The following is an 18,705-nucleotide window of genomic DNA, read 5'->3' as shown; positions in this document are numbered from 1 at the left end:
CGCAGCACGCTTCATGGTAATGGCGGCATCCATGTTAGGTGCCGATGACCAGCGACATAGCGCCGCATCCGCCGCTACCGCCGAGGCGTCAGCCGTTTCTTTTCACCGTACCCGTGTGTCGGCGCTCGGATCGGTTGGGAATCCGATGGACCGGAACCCGTTTCAGCGTGGGTGTCATACGATGTAGTCGTTCGTCGTGCCGGACGCCGCGAGCCCTGCCTACCAGGGACGACCCGTCATCCGACGGCACGTGACGACACCAAGGGGCAGCGCAGCTCAAAAGGCATCCGTTATGCGGCACCCCGATTAATGTGTGCGAATCGAGTTCCTCCGGTCTCGAGCCAACGCAGCCTTCCACGGAACCAGGCGTGGGTAAAGGGGGTGCGCGAATATCGCTGGATATGCCACAGGGGGCAGGACGAACCGTTGTGGGCGACCACAATGGGCGATGAGACGGCTCGGGTGGGAGCCACATCGGAAGGAGCACCGGGCAGCGTGATCACGAGATTGACGCCGCAGGACGCGTCGTTCTATCAGCTCGAGTCGAGCAGCAATCCGATCCATATCGGCTCTCTCGCGATCGTCCGAGGTAGCGACTCTGCACAGGGGGAAACGGCACTCGACTACGACAGACTGGTCGATCTGGTGGAGAGCAGGCTTTCGCTGGTCCCCCGCTATCGCAGGAAGGTCCGCGAAGTCCCGTTCGCGCTCGGCCGCCCGGTCTGGGTCGAGGACAGCCATTTCGACATCACCTATCACATCCGCCGCTCCGCACTGCCCGAGCCGGGCAACGATTGCCAGCTGCACGATCTGGTTGCGCGGCTGGCTTCGCGACCGCTCGATCAGAGCCGCCCGCTGTGGGAGATGTATTTGATCGAGGGCCTGGCCGAGGGCCGGTCCGCGATCTTCACCAAAACCCATTCGGCGCTCGTCGACGGGGATACCGCACTCGAGATCGGGCACGTCATCCTCGATACCAGCGCATCACCGCGCGGTATCGCCGACGACGCCTGGGTGGCGCCGCGCGAACCCAACGAGATGGAACTGCTGATCGGCGCGCTCACCCACCTGGCCGCGCAGCCGCGCGAGGCGCTCGAGGTGGCGCGCGACGCGAGCGCGCACGCGTTCTCGGTGGTCGAGGCCGCGGGCAAGGCGGTGGATTCGATGGTTTCGGCCGTCCGTGCGGCCACCGTCGGCGCACCCGACAGCCCGCTCAACGCCAAGACCTCGCGCAACCGCCGCTTCGATGTGGTGCGCACGGATCTGGAGGACTACCGCAAGATCCGCAAGCGCTTCGAATGCTCGATCAATGATGCGATCCTGGCCGTCGTCACCGGGGCGCTGCGCAATTGGCTGCTCTCGCGCGGTGAAGCGCTCACCGAATCGACCGTGCTGCGCGCGGTGGTGCCCATGTCGGTCTATGTCGAAGGCATCGACGACCAGTTGAAACCGACCAGCGAGGTCTCCTCGTTCCTCATCGACCTTCCGGTGGGCGAACCGAATCCGGTGATGCGCCTATCGCATATCTCCCATGCCACCGAGGCCAACAGCAAGCACCGGCGCGGCGTGCGGGCGCGCACCCTGGTGCACCTGGCCGGCTTCGCTCCGGCGAGCCTGCATGCGATGAGTGTGCGGGCGGCGAGTACGTTCGCAGAGCACACGTTCAATCTGGTGATCACCAACGCACCGGGTCCGCAGACCCCGATGTATGTCGGCGGCGCGCGGATGCTGGAGATGTATCCGGTGTCGCCGCTGCTGCGCAACCAGGCCTCGAGCATCGGGATCACGTCCTATGACGGACGCGTCTTCTACGGACTCAACGCCGACCGCGACGCGATGGCCGATATCGGCGTGCTGGCCGCGTCGGTGCACGAGTCCATGGAGGAGATGCTCGGTGCCTGCGTCTGAGAACACCATGCGGGTCTATATACCCGCCACCGTGCCGATGCTGCGCGAGCTCGTCGCGAACCGGGAACTGCGCCCCGCCGGCGGCACCGCCTTCGCGGTCACGCCGACACTGCGCGAGGCCTATGCCTCCGGGGACGACGAAGAATTGGCCGAGGTCGCGATGGCCGAGGCCGCGCGGGCCTCGCTGCGCCTGCTCGCCGCCGAGCGCGAGGAGGCCACCGAGGCGTCCGACGACGACGCCGACGACGCCGACGACCCAGCCACCACCTACCACAGCCCGGTCTATCGCCGCGCGGTCATCGCCGCCGATGTGACCGGTGCGAAGCTGCGCCCCGACCTCGACGACGCGGTGGTGCGATTGGCCGGAACGATCGGCTACGACCGGATCGCCTCGGTGCACGTCGACCTGGCCGAGGCCGAGCCCGAGGTGGCCAAGGCGGTCGATGTCGTCGATGCCGCCGACCTCGGCGACGCCGATGCCGAATTCGTGCTCGGTGATGCCGAGGACCATCAGCTGGCCTGGTACGCCGCCCAGGAGCTGCCGTTCCTGCTCGAATTGCTGTGAGCGAGCGCCAGCGAGTGAACCGATCTCACAGCGCCCTTCTGGGCACGGCGGAGCCGAGCGCCGGCGAGCTGGAATCGTGACGCGGCAACCTGCACATCCCGCACTAACCTACGATGCCGTAACCTGGCTGCGAGGCGGCTTCACCGGTCGCTAGGACAGGGAGACGAACGGCGGCAATGGTCTTGAAAAAAGCGGCACTCTCGGTGCGAACGGTCCGGGAGTGGCTGGAGGCTCCGGCGGCGGAAGTCGCCGAACGCGGTGGACGGCTGAACGTACTGCGCGGCGCTGTCGCGCGCGTCACCACGCCACTGCTGCCCGACGACTATCTGCACCTGGCGAATCCACTGTGGTCGGCGCGTGAGCTGCGCGGCCGAATTGTCGAGGTACGCAAGGAAACCGCCGATTCGGCCACCCTGGTCATCAAGCCGGGCTGGGGCTTCGACTGGAAATACGAGCCGGGTCAATACATCGGCATCGGCATTCTGGTCGACGGCCGCTGGCACTGGCGCTCGTACTCGCTGACCTGCCCGCCGAACTGGACCGATCCGGAACGACGCGGGCGGGAGCAGGGTGGGAGACAGCACAGCAAGCGGCTGATCTCCATCGCGGTCAAGGCGATGCCCGAGGGTTTCCTGTCCAGCCACCTTGTGAGCGGTGTCGCCGCGGGCACCATCGTCCGGTTGGCCGCACCGCAGGGCGGTTTCGTGCTGCCGTCGCCGCCGCCGGAAAAGGTGCTGTTCCTCACCGCGGGCAGCGGTATCACCCCGGTCATGTCCATGCTGCGCGCGCTGGATCGCCGCGACGTGGTCACCGATGTCGTACATGTGCACTCCGCGCGCACCCGCGACGATGTGATGTTCGGGGCCGAACTGCGCGATCTGCACGATCGCCGCCCCAGCTTCTCCTCGCATCTGCACCTCACCGACGAGCAGGGCCGGTTCTCCCTCACCACACTCGACGAACACTTCCCGGATTGGCGCGAGCGCCAGACCTGGGCCTGCGGGCCGGCCGCCATGCTCGACGAGATCGAACAGCACTGGCGTGCGGCCGACATCAGCGACCGGCTGCATGTCGAGCGCTTCGAGATCGAGCGCTCGGCCGTCGGCGAGGGCGGCACGGTCACATTCGACAAGACCGGGCGCACCGTGGAGGTCGACGGCGCTACCAGTCTGTTGGAAGCGGGCGAATCCGTCGGTGTGCAGATGCCGTTCGGCTGCCGGATGGGCATCTGCCAAACCTGTGTCGTCACACTGACTTCCGGACATGCCCGCGACCTGCGCAACGGTGACGAGCGCCGCGAGGGCGACAAGGTGCAGACCTGTATCTCGGCCGCGGCGGGCGACTGCGCACTCGACGTCTGAGACAGCGACACTCGCAGACGCACCCTCGGGGGGATCCGACAGGTACCCTCGAGGTACATCCAGTCAGGGAAAGGACCCCGGTGGCCATCACCGATATCAAGGCGTTCGCCCATCTCACGGCGGCCGACATCGAAACACTGGGGCAGGAACTCGATTCCATCCGGCGCTCCGTCGAGCTGTCCCGCGGCGAACGTGACGCCAAGTACATCCGGCGCACGATCACGGCGCAGCGCGGGCTCGAAGTGCTCGCACGCGGTGTCCTGTTCGGCAGCCGCAACCGGTGGGCCTGGCTGGCGGGGACGGCTCTGCTGTCGGTCGCCAAGATCATCGAGAATATGGAGCTCGGGCACAACATCAGCCACGGGCAATGGGACTGGATGAACGATCCGGAAATCCACTCCAGCACCTGGGAGTGGGATATGACCGGGCCTTCGGTGCAGTGGCGGCGGGCGCACAACTATTCGCACCACACCTACACCAATGTGCTCGGCAAGGATGAGGACCTCGGCTTCGGCATCCTGCGGATGACCCGCGACGAGCAGTGGCGGCCGATCCATCTGATCCAGCCGCTGGCCAATATCCTGCTCGCGGCCACCTTCGAATGGGGTATCGCACTGCACGACTGGAGCATCGAGAAGGAACTCTCCGGTGCGCCGCGCCGTCAGCTGATGTCGGTGCCGAACAAAGACTTCGGTCGCAAGATCGGCCGTCAGGTGGCCAAGGACTTCCTGATCTACCCGGCACTCACCGGACCGGCGTTCAAGTCCACGCTGAAGGCGAATGCGACCGCCAACCTGGTACGCAACCTGTGGGCCTACGCGGTGATCTTCTGCGGCCACTTCCCCGACGGCGCCGAGAAATTCACCATCGAACAGCTCGAGGGCGAGACCAGCGGCGAATGGTATCTGCGCCAGATGCTCGGCAGCGCCAACTTCAAGGCCGGACCCGCCATGGCCTTCATGAGCGGCAATCTCTGCTACCAGATCGAACATCACCTGTTCCCCGACCTGCCCAGCAACCGGTATCCGGAAATCGCCGAGCGGGTCCGCGAACTGTGCGACAAGTACGACCTGCCCTACACCACCGGCTCGCTCGGCAAGCAGTATCTGCTTGCCTTCCGGACCATCCACAAGCTCGCACTGCCGGACCGCTTCCTCAAGCGCACCGCCGACGACGCACCGGAGACCTCCTCGGAGCGCAAATTCGCCGGCATCTCGCTGCCCGCCATGCCGTCGATGCCGAATGCCGAGCGCTGGGCCGACAAGTGGAACGAGACGCACTGGCTGCCCGTCGACCCCGAGACCGGTAAGCGTCGCGGCTTGCGTTCGGCGCTGAACGAGGCCAAGGTGGTGTTGCGGGAAAAAGCTCGGCACGAGAAGGAAGTGCTGCGCGAGGCCAAGCTGGCGCTGCAGGAAAAGGCACGTCAGGAGAAGGCGACGCTGCAGCGAAAGGCCATGCGCGAGCGGGCGATCCGTCGCAGCCGTCGTCGGCCATGAGATAACATTCTCCAGCCACGTTTGCAATGGGGGATTTGCCACACCCCGGTGACCGTCCCGGCAACCTACGGTCTCGTAACTTACGGTACTGTAACCGCCATGGCGATCTCGGATGTCAAGGAATACGCGCACCTCACCGAAGCCGATGTGGAGGCACTCGGTGCGGAGTTCGACGCGATCCGGCGCGATATCGAGTCCTCGCGCGGTGCTCGCGACGCGCGGTATATCCGCAATGTCATCCGCCTGCAGCGCGCGCTCGAGATCAGCGGCCGCACGGTGCTGTTCGCCAGTTTCCTGCCGCCCGCCTGGCTCGCCGGTGTTGCCCTGCTCAGCACGGCAAAGATCATCGAGAATATGGAGATCGGGCACAACGTCATGCACGGGCAGTGGGACTGGATGAACGATCCGGAAGTGCACTCCAGCACCTGGGAATGGGATAACACCGGCCCGTCCAAGCACTGGAAGCAAACGCACAACTACCTGCACCACAAGTACACCAACGTGCTGGGCATGGACGACGACATCGGCTACGGCCTGCTGCGCGTCACCCGGGATCAGCGGTGGAAGCCGTTCAATATCGGCAATCCGGTCTACAACCTGGTGCTGCAGCTGTTCTTCGAATACGGCGTCGCGATCCAGCATCTGGAGCTGGGCAAGGTGCACCGACTGAAGGAGGGCTCGCCGGCACGGGCCGCATTCGAGGTCAAGCGCCGCGAGGTGCTGGTAAAGATCGGCAAGCAGGCCGGTAAGGATTACCTGCTGTTCCCGCTGCTCACCGGGCCCGCTTTCTTCTCGACGCTCACCGCGAACCTGACCGCCAATATCATCCGCAATGTCTGGACCAATGCGGTGATCTTCTGCGGCCACTTCCCGGATGGCGCGGAGAAATTCACCAAGGCCGATATCGACGGCGAATCCAAGGGCCAGTGGTACCTGCGCCAGATGCTGGGCAGCGCCAATATCTCCGGCGGTCCGGTCCTGCACTTCATGACCGGCAATCTGAGCCACCAGATCGAACACCACCTGTTCCCGGATCTGCCGAGCAACCGCTACGCCGATATCGCGGTGCGGGTGCGCGCCCTGGCCGAGAAGTACGACCTGCCCTACACCACCGGCTCGCTTCCGGTGCAGTACTTCAAGTCCTGGCGCACCATCCTGAAGCTGGCGCTGCCGAACAAGTACCTGCGGGCGACCGTCGACGACGCCCCCGAGACCGCCTCGGAGCGCAAATTCGACGGCTCCACCACGCCGAGCTTCGACCCGGTCACCGGTAAGCGTCGCGGGCTGCGCACGGCGCTGAAAGATGGGCGCCGCCGGTTCGCCCGTCGGGCCGTTTCCGTCGCCTGACGCCCAGTCGCACCGAGGGCGCCCACGGAAATCCGTGGGCGCCTTCGTCTTTCGATGGGCCGGCCAGTCCTGGCGCGGCGGGCTCGTGGTATCCGCCTGGGCCTCGGCGGGAGCGCCGGTTGCGGCTGGTTGACTGAGGGTGTGTGTGCTGAAGATCTGAGCGTTTACGAGGCCATCCGGACGCGGCGGGATGTACGGGCCGAGTTCACCGGTGACCTCGTCGACGATGCGACGCTGTGGCGGATACTCGATGCCGCACATCGCGCGCCCAGTGTCGGCAACTCGCAGCCGTGGGACTTCGTCGTGGTGCGCGAGCATGCGACGCTGTGGAAGTTCGCCGACCACGTCGCACAGAAGCGGATCGAATTCCGCGACGCACTGCCGCCGGATCGGGCGGCGACCTTCGACCCGATCAAGATCGAGGGCATTACCGAGAGCGGCACCGGCATCGTGGTCACCTACGACCACGACCGCGGCGGACCGCAGGTCCTCGGCCGCGCCACCGTCCCCGAAACCGGTATCTACTCGGCGGTTCTCGCCATCCAGAACCTCTGGCTGGCCGCCACCGCCGAGCAGATCGGCGTCGGCTGGGTCTCGTTCTACGACGCCGAATTCCTCACCGACCTCGTCGGCCTACCCGACGGCGTCCGCCCGGTCGCCTGGCTGTGTGTCGGCCCCGTAGACGAATTCCAACGCGTACCCGACCTCGAACGCTTCGGCTGGCGCACCGGCCGCCCCCTCACCGAAGCAGTCCACCACGAAACCTTCCGCGCCTGAGCTGATCGAGCGCAGTCAAATGGCGCTTCGGACTCATCCGGGGTAGTCGAATGGCGGCCCAAAACCCCACCCCAACCACCATTCGACTACGCTCGGCGAACTCTCGAACGGCTCCGGGACGGCAAGACCCCGGGAAGTCGGTGCAGGACAACGGGATCCACCGCAGCACGCTAGCGAAACCCACCCGGTGGTCGACAGCCTGGCTGAGGTTTGGACGTCCCGATGAGTTACCCATGTGCTTACGAAATCAGTTGTTACACAGACAACAACAATATTCTCCGGGCATTCAACTGATGCGCTGAATACCCGGAGAACCAGGGAAGCGCTGTACTACGCGAGCCGGATCAGGCCGTAGTCGAATGCGTGGCGACGGTAGACGACAGACGGTCGGTCGGTCTCTTTGTCCTGGAAGAAGAAGAAGTCGTGCCCGACGAGCTCCATCTGATAGAGGGCGTCGTCGACCGACATCGGGGTCGCGGAATGGATCTTGGTTCGGACGATATGGCCGGGGCCTGCCGCGTAATCCGGGGACTCGGCTTCGTGCCGGCTACGTCCGGCCTCGGGATGCTCGTGTGCGGTGGCGCCCTCCGCCTGAGCGAACAATGAGTCATCGATCAGATCGGCAGTCGCCTCGGCCACCGAGACCGGGGTCTTGTCCCCGTAGTGGACGCGGCGGCGATCCTTGGTCCGACGCAGCCGGCTCTCCAGCTTGGCGGTCACCGATTCGAGGGCAGCATAGAAGCTGTCCGCACATGCCTCCGCCCGGACGACCGGGCCCTTGCCGCGCGCGGTGATCTCGACGCGCTGGCAGGCCTTACGCTGACGACGATTGCGCTCGTGGAACAACTCCACATCGAAGATGAATATCGAAGGATCGAAGCGTTCGACACGGGAGAGTTTCTCCGCGACGTAAATTCGGAAATGGTCGGGGACCTCCACATTGCGGCCCTTCACCACGACATCGCCGCGCGGGGCGCGAGGTCGGTCCGCTGTGGATTGCTCTGTCGCATCCAGGGTGCTGTCATCGAGCACCGAGGCCTGTGTTTCTTTCACAGCGAGGGCGTCTTTCACTGAAGGTCGTGAAGAAGTCGTCACGCGTACCTCCCGGATATGGCCGCACAGACCAGCGTGCGTGCGGCGGGATGAGCCGTGCCGATAGACAATCTCTCGGCACATGATGTCCGAGGCGCCACCTCCAAACTCCCGGTTCGGGTGTGTGATCGCGACGCTAGTACGTCAACGGGCGGTCCGCCACTGTTCACGCAAATTTCCCGGAGTCAAGCCGAACACGTCACCAGCACTGCACGTACCGGCACCCCGATCCGGTCGAGTGCGCGCACCGATTCGCGGGCCGTAGCGCCGGTCGTGAGCACATCGTCGACCAGTACGACCTCGGCATTCGCCGCGATTTCCGACCCAGCTCCGGTGCCTGGCCGGGCCACGACCCGACCGCGCAGATTGTGTTGTCGCTCACCGACTGTCAAGCCCACCGAATCGCGCACACCCCACCACACCCGCAACATCGATATCACACGGCTATCCGGCAGCCACCGCGCCGCTGCCCGCGTCGTGCGCACCACCGGATCTCCGCCGCGGCGGCGCGCGGACACCCGCCGACTCGGTGCCGGGATCAATACCAGCGACCGCTCGTCATCGCGCAGTCGCGCCAGAGCATAGGCAAGTGCCAGCCCCATCGGCTCGGCCAAATCTCGACGCCCGTGCTCCTTCGCCGCGAGCACAGCCCGCCGCGCTGGGCCCGCATACGGCGCCAGCGCCCAGCACGGCACATCCGGATCGGCGCGCGGCCGCACCCGCATCGGCGGCCCGGCCAGGGTGGCCGCACAGTCCGCACACCAGCCCACACCCGCCACACCGCATCCGGCACAGGCCGTCGCCACGATCAGATCCAACAGGGTTCGCATCGCCCGAGTCTGCGCCCACCCACCGACAGATTCACGAATATCGGTGGCGCAGTACTCGTTTCGGTGCCGACGATCAGCCGGGTAGCACCGGAACCGAGTTGTCGCCGTTGAGGCCGGGCACCTCGCGCCAGAACCGGTCGGAGGTCTGCTCGCTGTACTGCAGTTGGAGCACCGCCCGCGAGTCGCCGACGTACTCGGTCTCCGGCGAGGCACTGACCACCCGGACCGGCGCGGTCAGATTCTGGCTGGTCTGCGGAGCGAATTGGGATCCGTCGATGGAGACGGTCGAGAGCGGATCGACATTGCCCTCCCTGGCAATGACGATGGTGTCCGCGGTGAGCCAGCTCAACGAAACCGCGCGGGTGCTGAGCGAGAGCGCGAGCGGCACCGGTGAGGTGAGCGCGTATTTGCCGTCCGGGCGTCGTTCGACCACCGCCACATAGACCTTGCCGTCGGCGATGAGGGCCGCGCGCACACCCGAGCGTGATACCCGCAACTCGGTGATCGGCAGCCGCAGCGGCGATCCCTGTGCCGAGGCCATCAGGGCCGAGATGTCCACATCCTGTACCGAGACGTTTCCGGTGGCGCGATCGTTGACGGCGCGGATGACCCGTTCGCCGTCGATCACGGCCCAGGCGGCGGTGCCGTCGGCATTCCAGGACGGTCGGCTGATGGTGGAGCCCTCGGCGACCGGGAAGGCGTTGCCGCCGTAGCTGCCGACCATCAGTGTGCGCGGCGGCTCCGGCGGCGGACGTCCGGCGTCGGCGACCGCGGCCACCAATTGACCGTCCGGGGAGAGGGCAACCGACTGCAGATTGTTCACCGCACCGAAGTAGCCGGGCGGTGTGATCATCCCGCTGTCGGTGACCTGCACCAGCGAGCCGTTGCGCAGCGCGTGCAACCCGATCTGGTTGCGCGCGTAGACAGCTGGGCTCAGCTGTTCGACATCGGCGACCGACCAGCCGTTGGCGGCGAAGCGATCGTCGAACGGTTTGCCGTCGGCGAGCAGCATGTACGGTCCGAGAATTTCCGCACCCGCCAGCGTGAGTACCACCTGTCCGGCGAGGAGTTCTTTATCGCGCGGGGACAACCCGGAAGCGCCGGCGAAATCGATGCGCACGCCGCCGAGCCCGACACCGACGTCGTTGTCGTCATTGTTCGGCCTGGTGATCGGGCCGCGCAGGGTCACCGGTGGTGCGAGTTGATTGCGCACGACCGAGGTGAGCGCGGGCTGGGTGCCCTCGACCAGCAGGCTGAGCAGGCGCTGCGCCAGCTGGTTCTTGGCCACCGAGATCCAGCGCAGATCGGGGACGACGGTGGTGCCGGTCGGGTCGATGAAGTACAGGACGTAGCGGCGGTAGGACTTGGCGAAGGCGGTCTGCTCCATCACCACGCCGTCGGGCAGCTCGTCGATGCGCCACTCGCCGTCGACCTTGGTCATTTCGATCTTGTTTTCCAAAGGCGCGTCGATCGCCCGATAGGCGCCGTCGGCGGCCAGTTCGCCGACCTTGTGCGCCCGGATCACATAGGTCGCCTTATCGCCCGAGCGCGATTCGCGCAGGGTATCGGCCCTGTCCACGATCAGCGTGCCCGCCGTGTCGTCCCACTGCGCCGATGCCGACGGTGTCATGTACTGCCGTGCGGCCAGGTGCCGGTTGGCCGGATCCGCGGTGGCCTGCAGGAAATCGCGGAGCAACAGGTCCGGATCCCGACCGCCGATGGGCGGCGGCGGACCGTCGGAGGTGGGCTGGCGATTGATGGTGCCGAGCGCCTGCGGTGCGGAGGATTCCGGCAGGCTCGCGCATCCGGTGAGCACCAACAGCGCAGCTACGGCCGCCGCACCGAGCGCGGACAGCCGGAGCGAGGTGCGCCTCGGATACCAGCTACGCATCCTCATGACTGTACGTCCCCGCCGTCACCCGGCACGCTGTGCCCGGCCTGCTTCGGCCCGGTGGATTCGGTTTGCTCGGTCTCCGGTCCCGTGCCATTGGTGGGTTCGATCGAACCGACACCGTTCGAGTCCTTCGCGTCCGTCGCATCGGTGTCCGTCGGTTCCGCGGTTCCACTCGGGAGCGCTTCGCCACCGTTGGTCTCGACGCGGATCACCGGCAACTCGGTGACCGTGGCGTCGGCTTCCGACGCGTCGGCGGCCGGATCCTCGACCGGTTCGGGATCCACCCGCGGCGCGGGCAATGCCTTGCGCAGCACCGGTTCCAGCGGCAGCGGGCTCGCGCCCATCTTCTTGCCGCGCACCAGCGGTAGGGTGAGCCGGAAGCTCGCGCCGACACCGATCTCGCCCCACGCCTCGAGCTTGCCCTCGTGCAGGTTGGCGTCCTCGACGCTGATCGACAGACCGAGTCCGGTGCCGCCGGAACGCCGCATCCGGGACGGGTCCGAACGCCAGAACCGGTTGAAGACCAACTTCTCCTCACCGGGCCGCAGGCCGACACCCTGATCGCGCACGATCACCGCGACCGCATTGGCGTCCACATCGCCGCGCATCCGGATCAGCACCGGTTTGCTCTCACTGTGGTCGATCGCATTGGCCAGCAGATTGCGCAGCACCCGCTCCACCCGCCGCGGATCGACCTCGGCGACCAGCGGCTCCTCCGGCATATCGATGACCACCTCGACACCGGATTCCTTGGCCAGATGCCGCACGGTGGAGATCGCAGCCCGCGCGCACATCCGCACGTCGAGCGATTCGACCTGCAGTTCGGCCACCCCGGCGTCGTGACGGCTGATCTCGAGCAGATCGTTGAGCAGACCCTCGAAGCGGTCGAGTTCGGTCACCAGCAATTCCGAACTGCGGGCCAGCGCCGGATCGAGATCGTCGCTGCTGCCGTGGATCAGATCGGCGGCCATGCGGACGGTGGTCAGCGGGGTGCGCAGCTCGTGGCTGACATCGGAGGTGAAGCGACGCTGCAGATTTCCGAATTCCGCCAACTCGTTGATCTGGTTGGACAGGCTCTCGGCCATCTCGTTGAAGGCCTGAGCCAGCCGCGCCATATCGTCCTCGCCGCGCACCAGCATGCGTTCCTTGAGCCTGCCGTCGGCGAAACGGCCCGCGATCCGCGCGGCCGAGCGGATCGGCAGCACCACCTGCCGGGTGACCAGTGCGGTGATCGCGGCCAACAGCACCAGCAGCACGGCGGCGCCGATCAACATGGTGCCGCGCATCAGCGACAGGCTGCGCTCCTCATTGGTCAGCGGGAAGATCAGGTAGATCTGCAGCGTCGGAATCTCCGCGCTCGGGCTGCCGACGATCAGCGCCCGGCCGTGGTAGCCGTCCGGATCCGCGACCGTGGCGAACTGGTAGCTGACCTGGTTGCGCGCGATGAAGCGGCGCAGTTCCTCGGGCACCTCCTGGATCGGCCCGGTCGAGATCTGCTGCTGCGGGGTACCGCCGACAATGCTCAGCGCGGAATCGAAACTGCCTGCGACACCGGTGGATTGGCCGGTCCCGCCGCGGTTGGACAGCGCGTTGCGGGCATCGATGAGCCGCTGCTGCTGGGTGCCGATATCGTGCACACCGGCGAGCTGGCTCTCCACCGTATTGCGGGCGCGATCCATCTCCTCGACCGCGCCGTTGATCTTCGCGTCGATCAGCCGATCGGTGATCTGACTGGTCAGCACCACGCCGAGGATCGTGATGACGATCAGCGACAGGGTGAGTGTGGACACGATGACGCGCAATTGCAGCGAACGCCGCCAAACATGACCGAGTGCGCTGCCGACTTCCTTGAGCCAGGCGACCACCGGCGCGAGGGACCGTTCGAGGCGCTGCACCACACCGGGCGAGGCGGTCGAACGATCCGCGTCGCCACCGATCACGGCTTCGCCTCGCTGGCGCTCGGCTGCGCCGTTCTCGCGAACACTGTGTCTTCGGTTCGCTCGCTGCGCTCGCTCACGGGGGTCCGGCCTTGTAGCCCACACCGCGGACGGTCAGCACGATCTCCGGATTCTCGGGATCCTTCTCCACCTTCGCCCGCAACCGCTGCACGTGCACGTTCACCAGGCGGGTGTCGGCCGCGTGCCGGTAGCCCCAGACCTGCTCGAGCAGGACCTCACGGGTGAAGACCTGACGCGGTTTGCGTGCCAGCGCGACGAGCAGATCGAACTCCAGCGGTGTCAGCGAGATCTGCGCACCGCCGCGGGTCACCTTGTGCGCGGGCACATCGATGACGATGTCGGCGATGGAGAGCAGCTCGGCCGGCTCCTCCTCGGTGCGCCGCAGGCGCGCACGCACGCGGGCGACGAGTTCCTTCGGCTTGAAGGGTTTGACGATGTAATCGTCGGCACCGGACTCCAGACCGAGCACGACGTCGACCGTATCGGTCTTCGCCGTGAGCATCACGATCGGAACTCCTGAGTCGGCCCGCAGCACCCGGCACACGTCGATACCGTTCATGCCCGGCAGCATCAGGTCGAGCAGCACCAGATCGGGACGAATCTCCCGAACCGCCGCCAGCGCCTGCGTGCCGTCGCCGACCACATGCGGGTCGAACCCTTCCCCGCGCAAGACGATCGTCAGCATCTCAGCGAGTGCCATATCGTCGTCGACGACCAGAATCTTCGGCTTCATAAGTACTATGTTGTCATCTCTCGCGCTCGGAACGGGCCGCCACGCCAACACTGGTGCAATCCCGCCGCACATCCAACCTTATCCAGCAACAATTTCGACCAACCGAGTAGTCAGCGTCGCCGGATCGTCATCGGATCGGTATCTCGACCACGGCCCGTACCAGTCCCGTTCGGCCAGCTCACGGTACACCTCGCCGGTGCGTCGCTGTAATCCGCCGTCGCGCTCGTAGGCATCGAGTGCGCGACTGTCGTCGAGTTCGCCACGCAGCCGGGCACGCTCGGCCGCGACCTCGGTCGGCACGTCCAGCAACAACTGCAGCGTCGGCACCGGCAACTCGAACCGGCCGAACTCCAATTCGCCCACCCAGCGCACGATTTCGCCGTCGGCCGACTGATGCAGGCGCGCAGCCGAATACGCGGCGTTGGAGGCCACGTAGCGGTCCAGGATCACGATGTCGTTGTCGGCCAACAGCTTCGACAGGTCGTCGCGCGCGGCGGCCCGATCGAGTGCGAACATCAGCGCCATGCCGTGCACCGAATCGGCGAGATCGCCATGGCCGCCACGCAACGCCTCGGCGGCGAGATCCGCGTGGACGGACCGGTCATAGCGCGGAAACGCGAGTGTTTCCGCGCGCAGGCCCCGCGCGCGCAGGTTCGCGACAACAGTGTCGATCAGCGTCCGCTTCCCGGCGCCGTCGAGGCCCTCGACCGCTATCAACACGCCCATGGCGAGCAGGCTACCGCCAGGCCACGGCACCGAACGACAGCGCCCCGCCGACCGGGCTCGGTCGGCGGGGCGCAGGTCTTTTCGGCGCTACCTGCGCCGGCTCAGTAGCGGTAGTGCTCGGGCTTGTACGGGCCCTCGACATCGACGCCGATGTACTCGGCCTGATCCTTGGTGAGCTTGGTCAGCGTGCCGCCGAGCGCCTGCACGTGGATGCGCGCGACCTTCTCGTCCAGATGCTTGGGCAGACGGTAGACCTCGTTGTCGTACTCGTCGGGCTTGGTCCACAGTTCGATCTGCGCGATCACCTGATTGGAGAAGCTGTTCGACATCACGAACGACGGATGTCCGGTCGCATTGCCGAGATTCAGCAGCCGGCCCTCGGACAGCACGATGATGGACTTGCCGGACTCCTTGAACGTCCAGAGGTCCACCTGCGGCTTGATGTTCAATTTCGTTGCGCCGGAACGCTCCAGGGCCGCCATATCGATCTCGTTGTCGAAGTGACCGATATTGCCGAGGATGGCCTGGTCCTTCATCGCCTTCATGTGGTCGAGGGTGATGATGTCCTTGTTGCCGGTCGAGGTGATGACGATATCGGCGTGCCCGATCGCCTGCTCGACGGTCACGACGTCGTAGCCGTCCATCAGCGCCTGCAGCGCGTTGATCGGATCGATCTCGGTGACCTGCACCCGGGCGCCCTGTCCCGCAAGCGATTCCGCGCAGCCCTTGCCGACGTCGCCGTAGCCGCAGATCAGCACCTTCTTGCCACCGATCAAAACATCGGTGCCCCGGTTGATTCCGTCGATGAGCGAGTGGCGGGTGCCGTATTTGTTGTCGAACTTGGATTTGGTGACCGAGTCGTTGACGTTGATCGCCGGGAACACCAACTCGCCCGCAGCCGCGAACTGGTAGAGCCGCAGCACGCCGGTGGTGGTCTCCTCGGTGACGCCCTGCACCGATGCGGCGATCTTGCTCCACTTGGTCTTATCGGTTTCGAAGCGCTCGCGCAGCAGGTTCAGGAAGACCTTGTACTCGGTCGAGTGGTCCTCGTCCTCCGGCGGCACCAGGCCCGCCTTCTCGAACTGCGCGCCGCGCAGCACGAGCATGGTGGCGTCACCGCCGTCGTCGAGGATCATATTGGCCGGCTCGCCCGGCCAGGTCAGCATCTGCTCGGCGGCCCACCAGTACTCCTCCAGGGTCTCGCCCTTCCAGGCGAAGACCGGGGTGCCCTTGGGCTCGTCCACGGTGCCGTGCGGTCCGACGACGACCGCGGCGGCGGCATGGTCCTGGGTGGAGAAGATATTGCAGGAGGCCCAGCGGACCTCGGCGCCCAGCGCGGTCAGCGTCTCGATCAGCACGGCGGTCTGGATGGTCATGTGCAGCGAACCCGAGATGCGCGCACCCCGCAGCGGCAGCACCTCCGCGTACTCGCGGCGCAGCGCCATCAGACCGGGCATCTCGTGCTCGGCGAGGCGGATCTCCTTGCGACCGAATTCGGCCAGTGACAGGTCCGCCACCTTGTAATCGATGCCGTTGCGGACATCGGCGGTCAGGGACGTGCGTGCGGGAAGTTCTGAGGTCGTCATCTGCCTCTATCAGCCTCTCCTGGTTCGTCAGTACCGGGTCAAGGCTAACCGCTGAGCGCGCCCGCCGGACTAGGCGGTCACGCCATGGGACATCAGGATCCGACGGCGCTTACGCGGCTGGATATTCGCGAGGGTGATGTCGCCGCCGTAATGGGCCAGTACGCGGTGATCCATCATGTGTCGCCACAGCGGCGGGATGGCCGCGAACACGATCATGGACAGGTATCCGGCGGGCAGCTGCGGCGCCTGCATCGAACTGCGCAGGGTCTGGTAGCGGCGCCCCGGATTCGCGTGGTGATCGCTGTGCCGCTGCAGATGGAACAGGAAGACGTTGGTGACCAAATGGTCGCTGTTCCAGCTGTCGCGCGGCGAGCAGCGCAGGTAAAGGCCGTTGGGGCGGCGGGCCCGCAGCAGTCCGTAGTGCTCGATGTAGTTCACCGTCTCCAGCAGCATGACGCCGATCACCGCCTGCAGCGCCAGATACGGCAGCACATGCCAGCCGAAGATCGCCAACAGCGTGCCGAACAGCACCACACTCATCGCCCACGCCTGCAGGACTTGGTTGTCCATGCTGAACCAGCGTTTACCTTTGCGGATGAGTCGCTCGCGTTCGAGCCGGACGGCCGAGCGGTATCCGCCGGAAATACTGCGCGGCAAGAACTCCCAGAGCGATTCGCCCATCCTGGCACTGGCCGGATCCTCCGGCGTCGCCACCCGCGCGTGATGGCCGCGGTTGTGCTCGACGAAGAAATGTCCGTATCCGGATTGCGCAAGCGAAATCTTGGCCAGCCAGCGCTCCAGATGTTCGACCCGATGCCCGAGTTCATGCGCCGCGTTGATGCCAATACCGCTGACGAAGCCGAGAGTCGCTGCCAGCCCGAGCTTGTCGAGCACGGCCAGCTCGTCGCTCGACCACATGACCGCGGCGATGATCAGGCCGACCAACTGGACCGGCAGGAACAGATAGGTGCACCAGCGGTAGTACCGATCGTTGGACAGCAACTCGTAATCCTCGTCGCGCGGATTGCTGCCGTCCACGCCGACGACCCAGTCCAGCACCGGGATGACGATCAATACGATGATCGGCCCGATCCACCAGAAGACCGGGGCACCGGTATGCAAGACCAGCTGCGATGGCAACAAAGCGATCGCAGGAGCGATCAGGCCGAGAACCCACAGATGGCGTTTGGGGTCGGGCGACCCCGCCGGTTTGCCAAGCGTTTGCACGTTTGCCCCCGCTAAATAAGTACCCGAACTCCGACGCTTGACAATACATACAGACCTTACGACCGTTACACAGCGGCGTGGCGTCGGAAGATGTCAATCGTTAGATGCGTGGCAGTTGGTTTTGAGCACCCTGCATCTGTAGCCATGATCAGGGCATACTCACCGCAAACGGTCAAATCCCAGCGGTGGGATCAACGCTGTTCGCGCGCGGCGAGAATCGCCTCGACGTACGGACTGAAGACGGCACTCAATTCGGCGGGCGCATTGCGCCCGGCCGCGGGCGGGGTGGGGATGTAGCTCAGCGCGATACGCACCAAAGCCTGTGCCAGCACGTCTGATTCGGCGGCCGTCGCCTGCACCCAGCTGTGCTCGAATGCGATGGACAGCCGAGCGGTCGCATGTTCGAGCAACGGCTCGGCATCAAGGGTGATGAGCCGCAACAGATCCAGCTTCACCTCACCGGCGACCAGCGACTGGACCAGCGGGTCGGCGGCGGCGGCCTGGAAGAAATCGCGCAGCCCCTCTCCGAATGCGGCGCGCGCGTCGCCGATATTGCCGTCGATCGCGGAGCCGACGTGATCGACCAGATCGTCGGCAAGGCGTAGCGCATAGGACTGCGCAAGCCCGGCGCGCGAACCGAATTCGTTGTAGAGGGTCTGCCGGCTGACACCGGCTCGGGTGGCTACATCACCGAGGGTGATCTTGGACCAGTCCCGCTCGGTGAGCAGTTCGCGCATCGAATCCAGGACAGAGGTACGCAGAAGTTCCCGCGCGGCCTCCTGATAGGAAACTCTGGGTCCGTTGCGCGGCATACCCGCGAGGTTGTCACGGGTGGTTGCCGCAGTCAAAACTCACGACCGTTCGATCTCGACCATGAAGAAGTCGGCCTTGGCGGCGCCGCAGTCCGGGCAGGTCCAATCGTCGGGAATGTCGTCCCAACGGGTGCCCGGCTCGATCCCGTCCTCCGGCCAGCCCTTGGCCTCGTCGTACTCGAAGCCGCACTGGATGCACTGAAACAATTTGTATTCCGTCATTGGGGAACCTCCATCGGTTCGAAGTCGATCTTCTCGCGCACACCGCAGTCCGGACAGCACCAGTCGTCGGGTATCTGTTCCCACGCCGTGCCTGCCGGAAACCCTTCGTGTGGTGCGCCTTTCAGCTCATCGTAGACGTAATCGCAGACGGGACAACGAAATCTGCTCATG

General features: G+C 65.7%; 17 protein-coding genes. 6 read left to right on the top strand and 11 right to left on the bottom strand.

The genetic code is table 11. The features are described 5' to 3' along the window. The first annotated feature begins 495 nt into the window (after positions 1-495). The 6 genes from ACQPXH_RS08050 to bluB all read left to right on the top strand — a co-directional run bounded on the left by ACQPXH_RS08050 (position 496) and on the right by bluB (position 7,454). Positions 496-1,908, top strand: a complete 1,413-nt coding sequence (locus tag ACQPXH_RS08050; RefSeq protein ID WP_433601656.1) for a WS/DGAT/MGAT family O-acyltransferase — start codon at positions 496-498, stop codon at positions 1,906-1,908. A gap of 7 nt (positions 1,909-1,915) precedes the next feature. Continuing rightward, the gene (locus ACQPXH_RS08045) at positions 1,916-2,473 is read left to right on the top strand and encodes a DUF6912 family protein (protein WP_433603369.1); all 558 of its coding nucleotides are present in this window, start codon (positions 1,916-1,918) and stop codon (positions 2,471-2,473) included. A 176-nt stretch (positions 2,474-2,649) separates the two neighbouring features. Next, positions 2,650-3,834: a ferredoxin reductase gene (locus tag ACQPXH_RS08040; protein ID WP_433601655.1), complete on the top strand. Its 1,185-nt coding sequence runs from the start codon at positions 2,650-2,652 to the stop codon at positions 3,832-3,834. A gap of 80 nt (positions 3,835-3,914) precedes the next feature. After that, positions 3,915-5,330: a fatty acid desaturase family protein gene (locus tag ACQPXH_RS08035; RefSeq protein ID WP_433601654.1), complete on the top strand. Its 1,416-nt coding sequence runs from the start codon at positions 3,915-3,917 to the stop codon at positions 5,328-5,330. Between the two features lie 99 nt (positions 5,331-5,429). After that, positions 5,430-6,677, top strand: a complete 1,248-nt coding sequence (locus ACQPXH_RS08030; protein WP_433601653.1) for a fatty acid desaturase family protein — start codon at positions 5,430-5,432, stop codon at positions 6,675-6,677. Between the two features lie 156 nt (positions 6,678-6,833). Then, positions 6,834-7,454, top strand: a complete 621-nt coding sequence (gene bluB, locus ACQPXH_RS08025; protein ID WP_433603368.1) for a 5,6-dimethylbenzimidazole synthase — start codon at positions 6,834-6,836, stop codon at positions 7,452-7,454. Between the two features lie 330 nt (positions 7,455-7,784). On the opposite strand, the gene hpf is transcribed toward bluB, so the two are convergent. The 11 genes from hpf to ACQPXH_RS07970 form a co-directional block, all read right to left on the bottom strand. Next, positions 7,785-8,486 (bottom strand): ribosome hibernation-promoting factor, HPF/YfiA family, encoded by a 702-nt coding sequence (hpf, locus tag ACQPXH_RS08020; protein WP_433603367.1) that lies wholly within the window; start codon positions 8,484-8,486, stop codon positions 7,785-7,787. Between the two features lie 245 nt (positions 8,487-8,731). Then, the gene (locus ACQPXH_RS08015) at positions 8,732-9,376 is read right to left on the bottom strand and encodes a ComF family protein (protein WP_433601652.1); all 645 of its coding nucleotides are present in this window, start codon (positions 9,374-9,376) and stop codon (positions 8,732-8,734) included. 73 nt (positions 9,377-9,449) lie between these two features. Continuing rightward, positions 9,450-11,267 carry an MtrAB system accessory lipoprotein LpqB gene (gene lpqB / locus ACQPXH_RS08010; protein ID WP_433603366.1) on the bottom strand — a complete coding sequence of 606 codons (1,818 nt, stop codon included), beginning with the start codon at positions 11,265-11,267 and terminating at the stop codon, positions 9,450-9,452. 2 nt (positions 11,268-11,269) lie between these two features. Then, positions 11,270-13,210: an MtrAB system histidine kinase MtrB gene (gene mtrB, locus ACQPXH_RS08005; protein ID WP_433601651.1), complete on the bottom strand. Its 1,941-nt coding sequence runs from the start codon at positions 13,208-13,210 to the stop codon at positions 11,270-11,272. A 73-nt stretch (positions 13,211-13,283) separates the two neighbouring features. Beyond that, complete coding sequence (gene mtrA / locus ACQPXH_RS08000; RefSeq protein ID WP_062984230.1) at positions 13,284-13,961, bottom strand: MtrAB system response regulator MtrA; 678 nt, start codon at positions 13,959-13,961, stop codon at positions 13,284-13,286. Positions 13,962-14,039: 78 nt separating this feature from the next. After that, a complete protein-coding gene (locus tag ACQPXH_RS07995; RefSeq protein WP_433601650.1) occupies positions 14,040-14,687 on the bottom strand; it encodes a dTMP kinase in 648 nt (215 codons plus the stop codon). A gap of 101 nt (positions 14,688-14,788) precedes the next feature. Continuing rightward, complete coding sequence (gene ahcY / locus ACQPXH_RS07990) at positions 14,789-16,273, bottom strand: adenosylhomocysteinase (RefSeq protein ID WP_433601649.1); 1,485 nt, start codon at positions 16,271-16,273, stop codon at positions 14,789-14,791. Between the two features lie 69 nt (positions 16,274-16,342). Further along, entirely contained in the window at positions 16,343-17,500 is a 1,158-nt protein-coding gene (locus tag ACQPXH_RS07985) for an alkane 1-monooxygenase (protein ID WP_433601648.1), read from the bottom strand. Between the two features lie 191 nt (positions 17,501-17,691). Next, positions 17,692-18,312 (bottom strand): TetR/AcrR family transcriptional regulator, encoded by a 621-nt coding sequence (locus tag ACQPXH_RS07980; RefSeq protein ID WP_433603365.1) that lies wholly within the window; start codon positions 18,310-18,312, stop codon positions 17,692-17,694. Positions 18,313-18,351: 39 nt separating this feature from the next. Then, positions 18,352-18,534 (bottom strand): rubredoxin, encoded by a 183-nt coding sequence (locus ACQPXH_RS07975; protein ID WP_433601647.1) that lies wholly within the window; start codon positions 18,532-18,534, stop codon positions 18,352-18,354. Next, positions 18,531-18,704, bottom strand: coding sequence for a rubredoxin (locus ACQPXH_RS07970; protein WP_433601646.1), 174 nt, complete (start codon positions 18,702-18,704; stop codon positions 18,531-18,533). Before ACQPXH_RS07970 ends, ACQPXH_RS07975 begins: the two co-directional genes overlap by 4 nt. Position 18,705 lies beyond the last annotated feature (1 nt).

This window comes from Nocardia sp. CA-135953 (assembly GCF_050955735.1).
Classification (GTDB): Bacteria; Actinomycetota; Actinomycetes; order Mycobacteriales; family Mycobacteriaceae; genus Nocardia.
The sequence above is the reverse complement of the archived record's forward strand: the minus strand, read 5'-3'. Positions and strand labels throughout refer to the sequence as shown.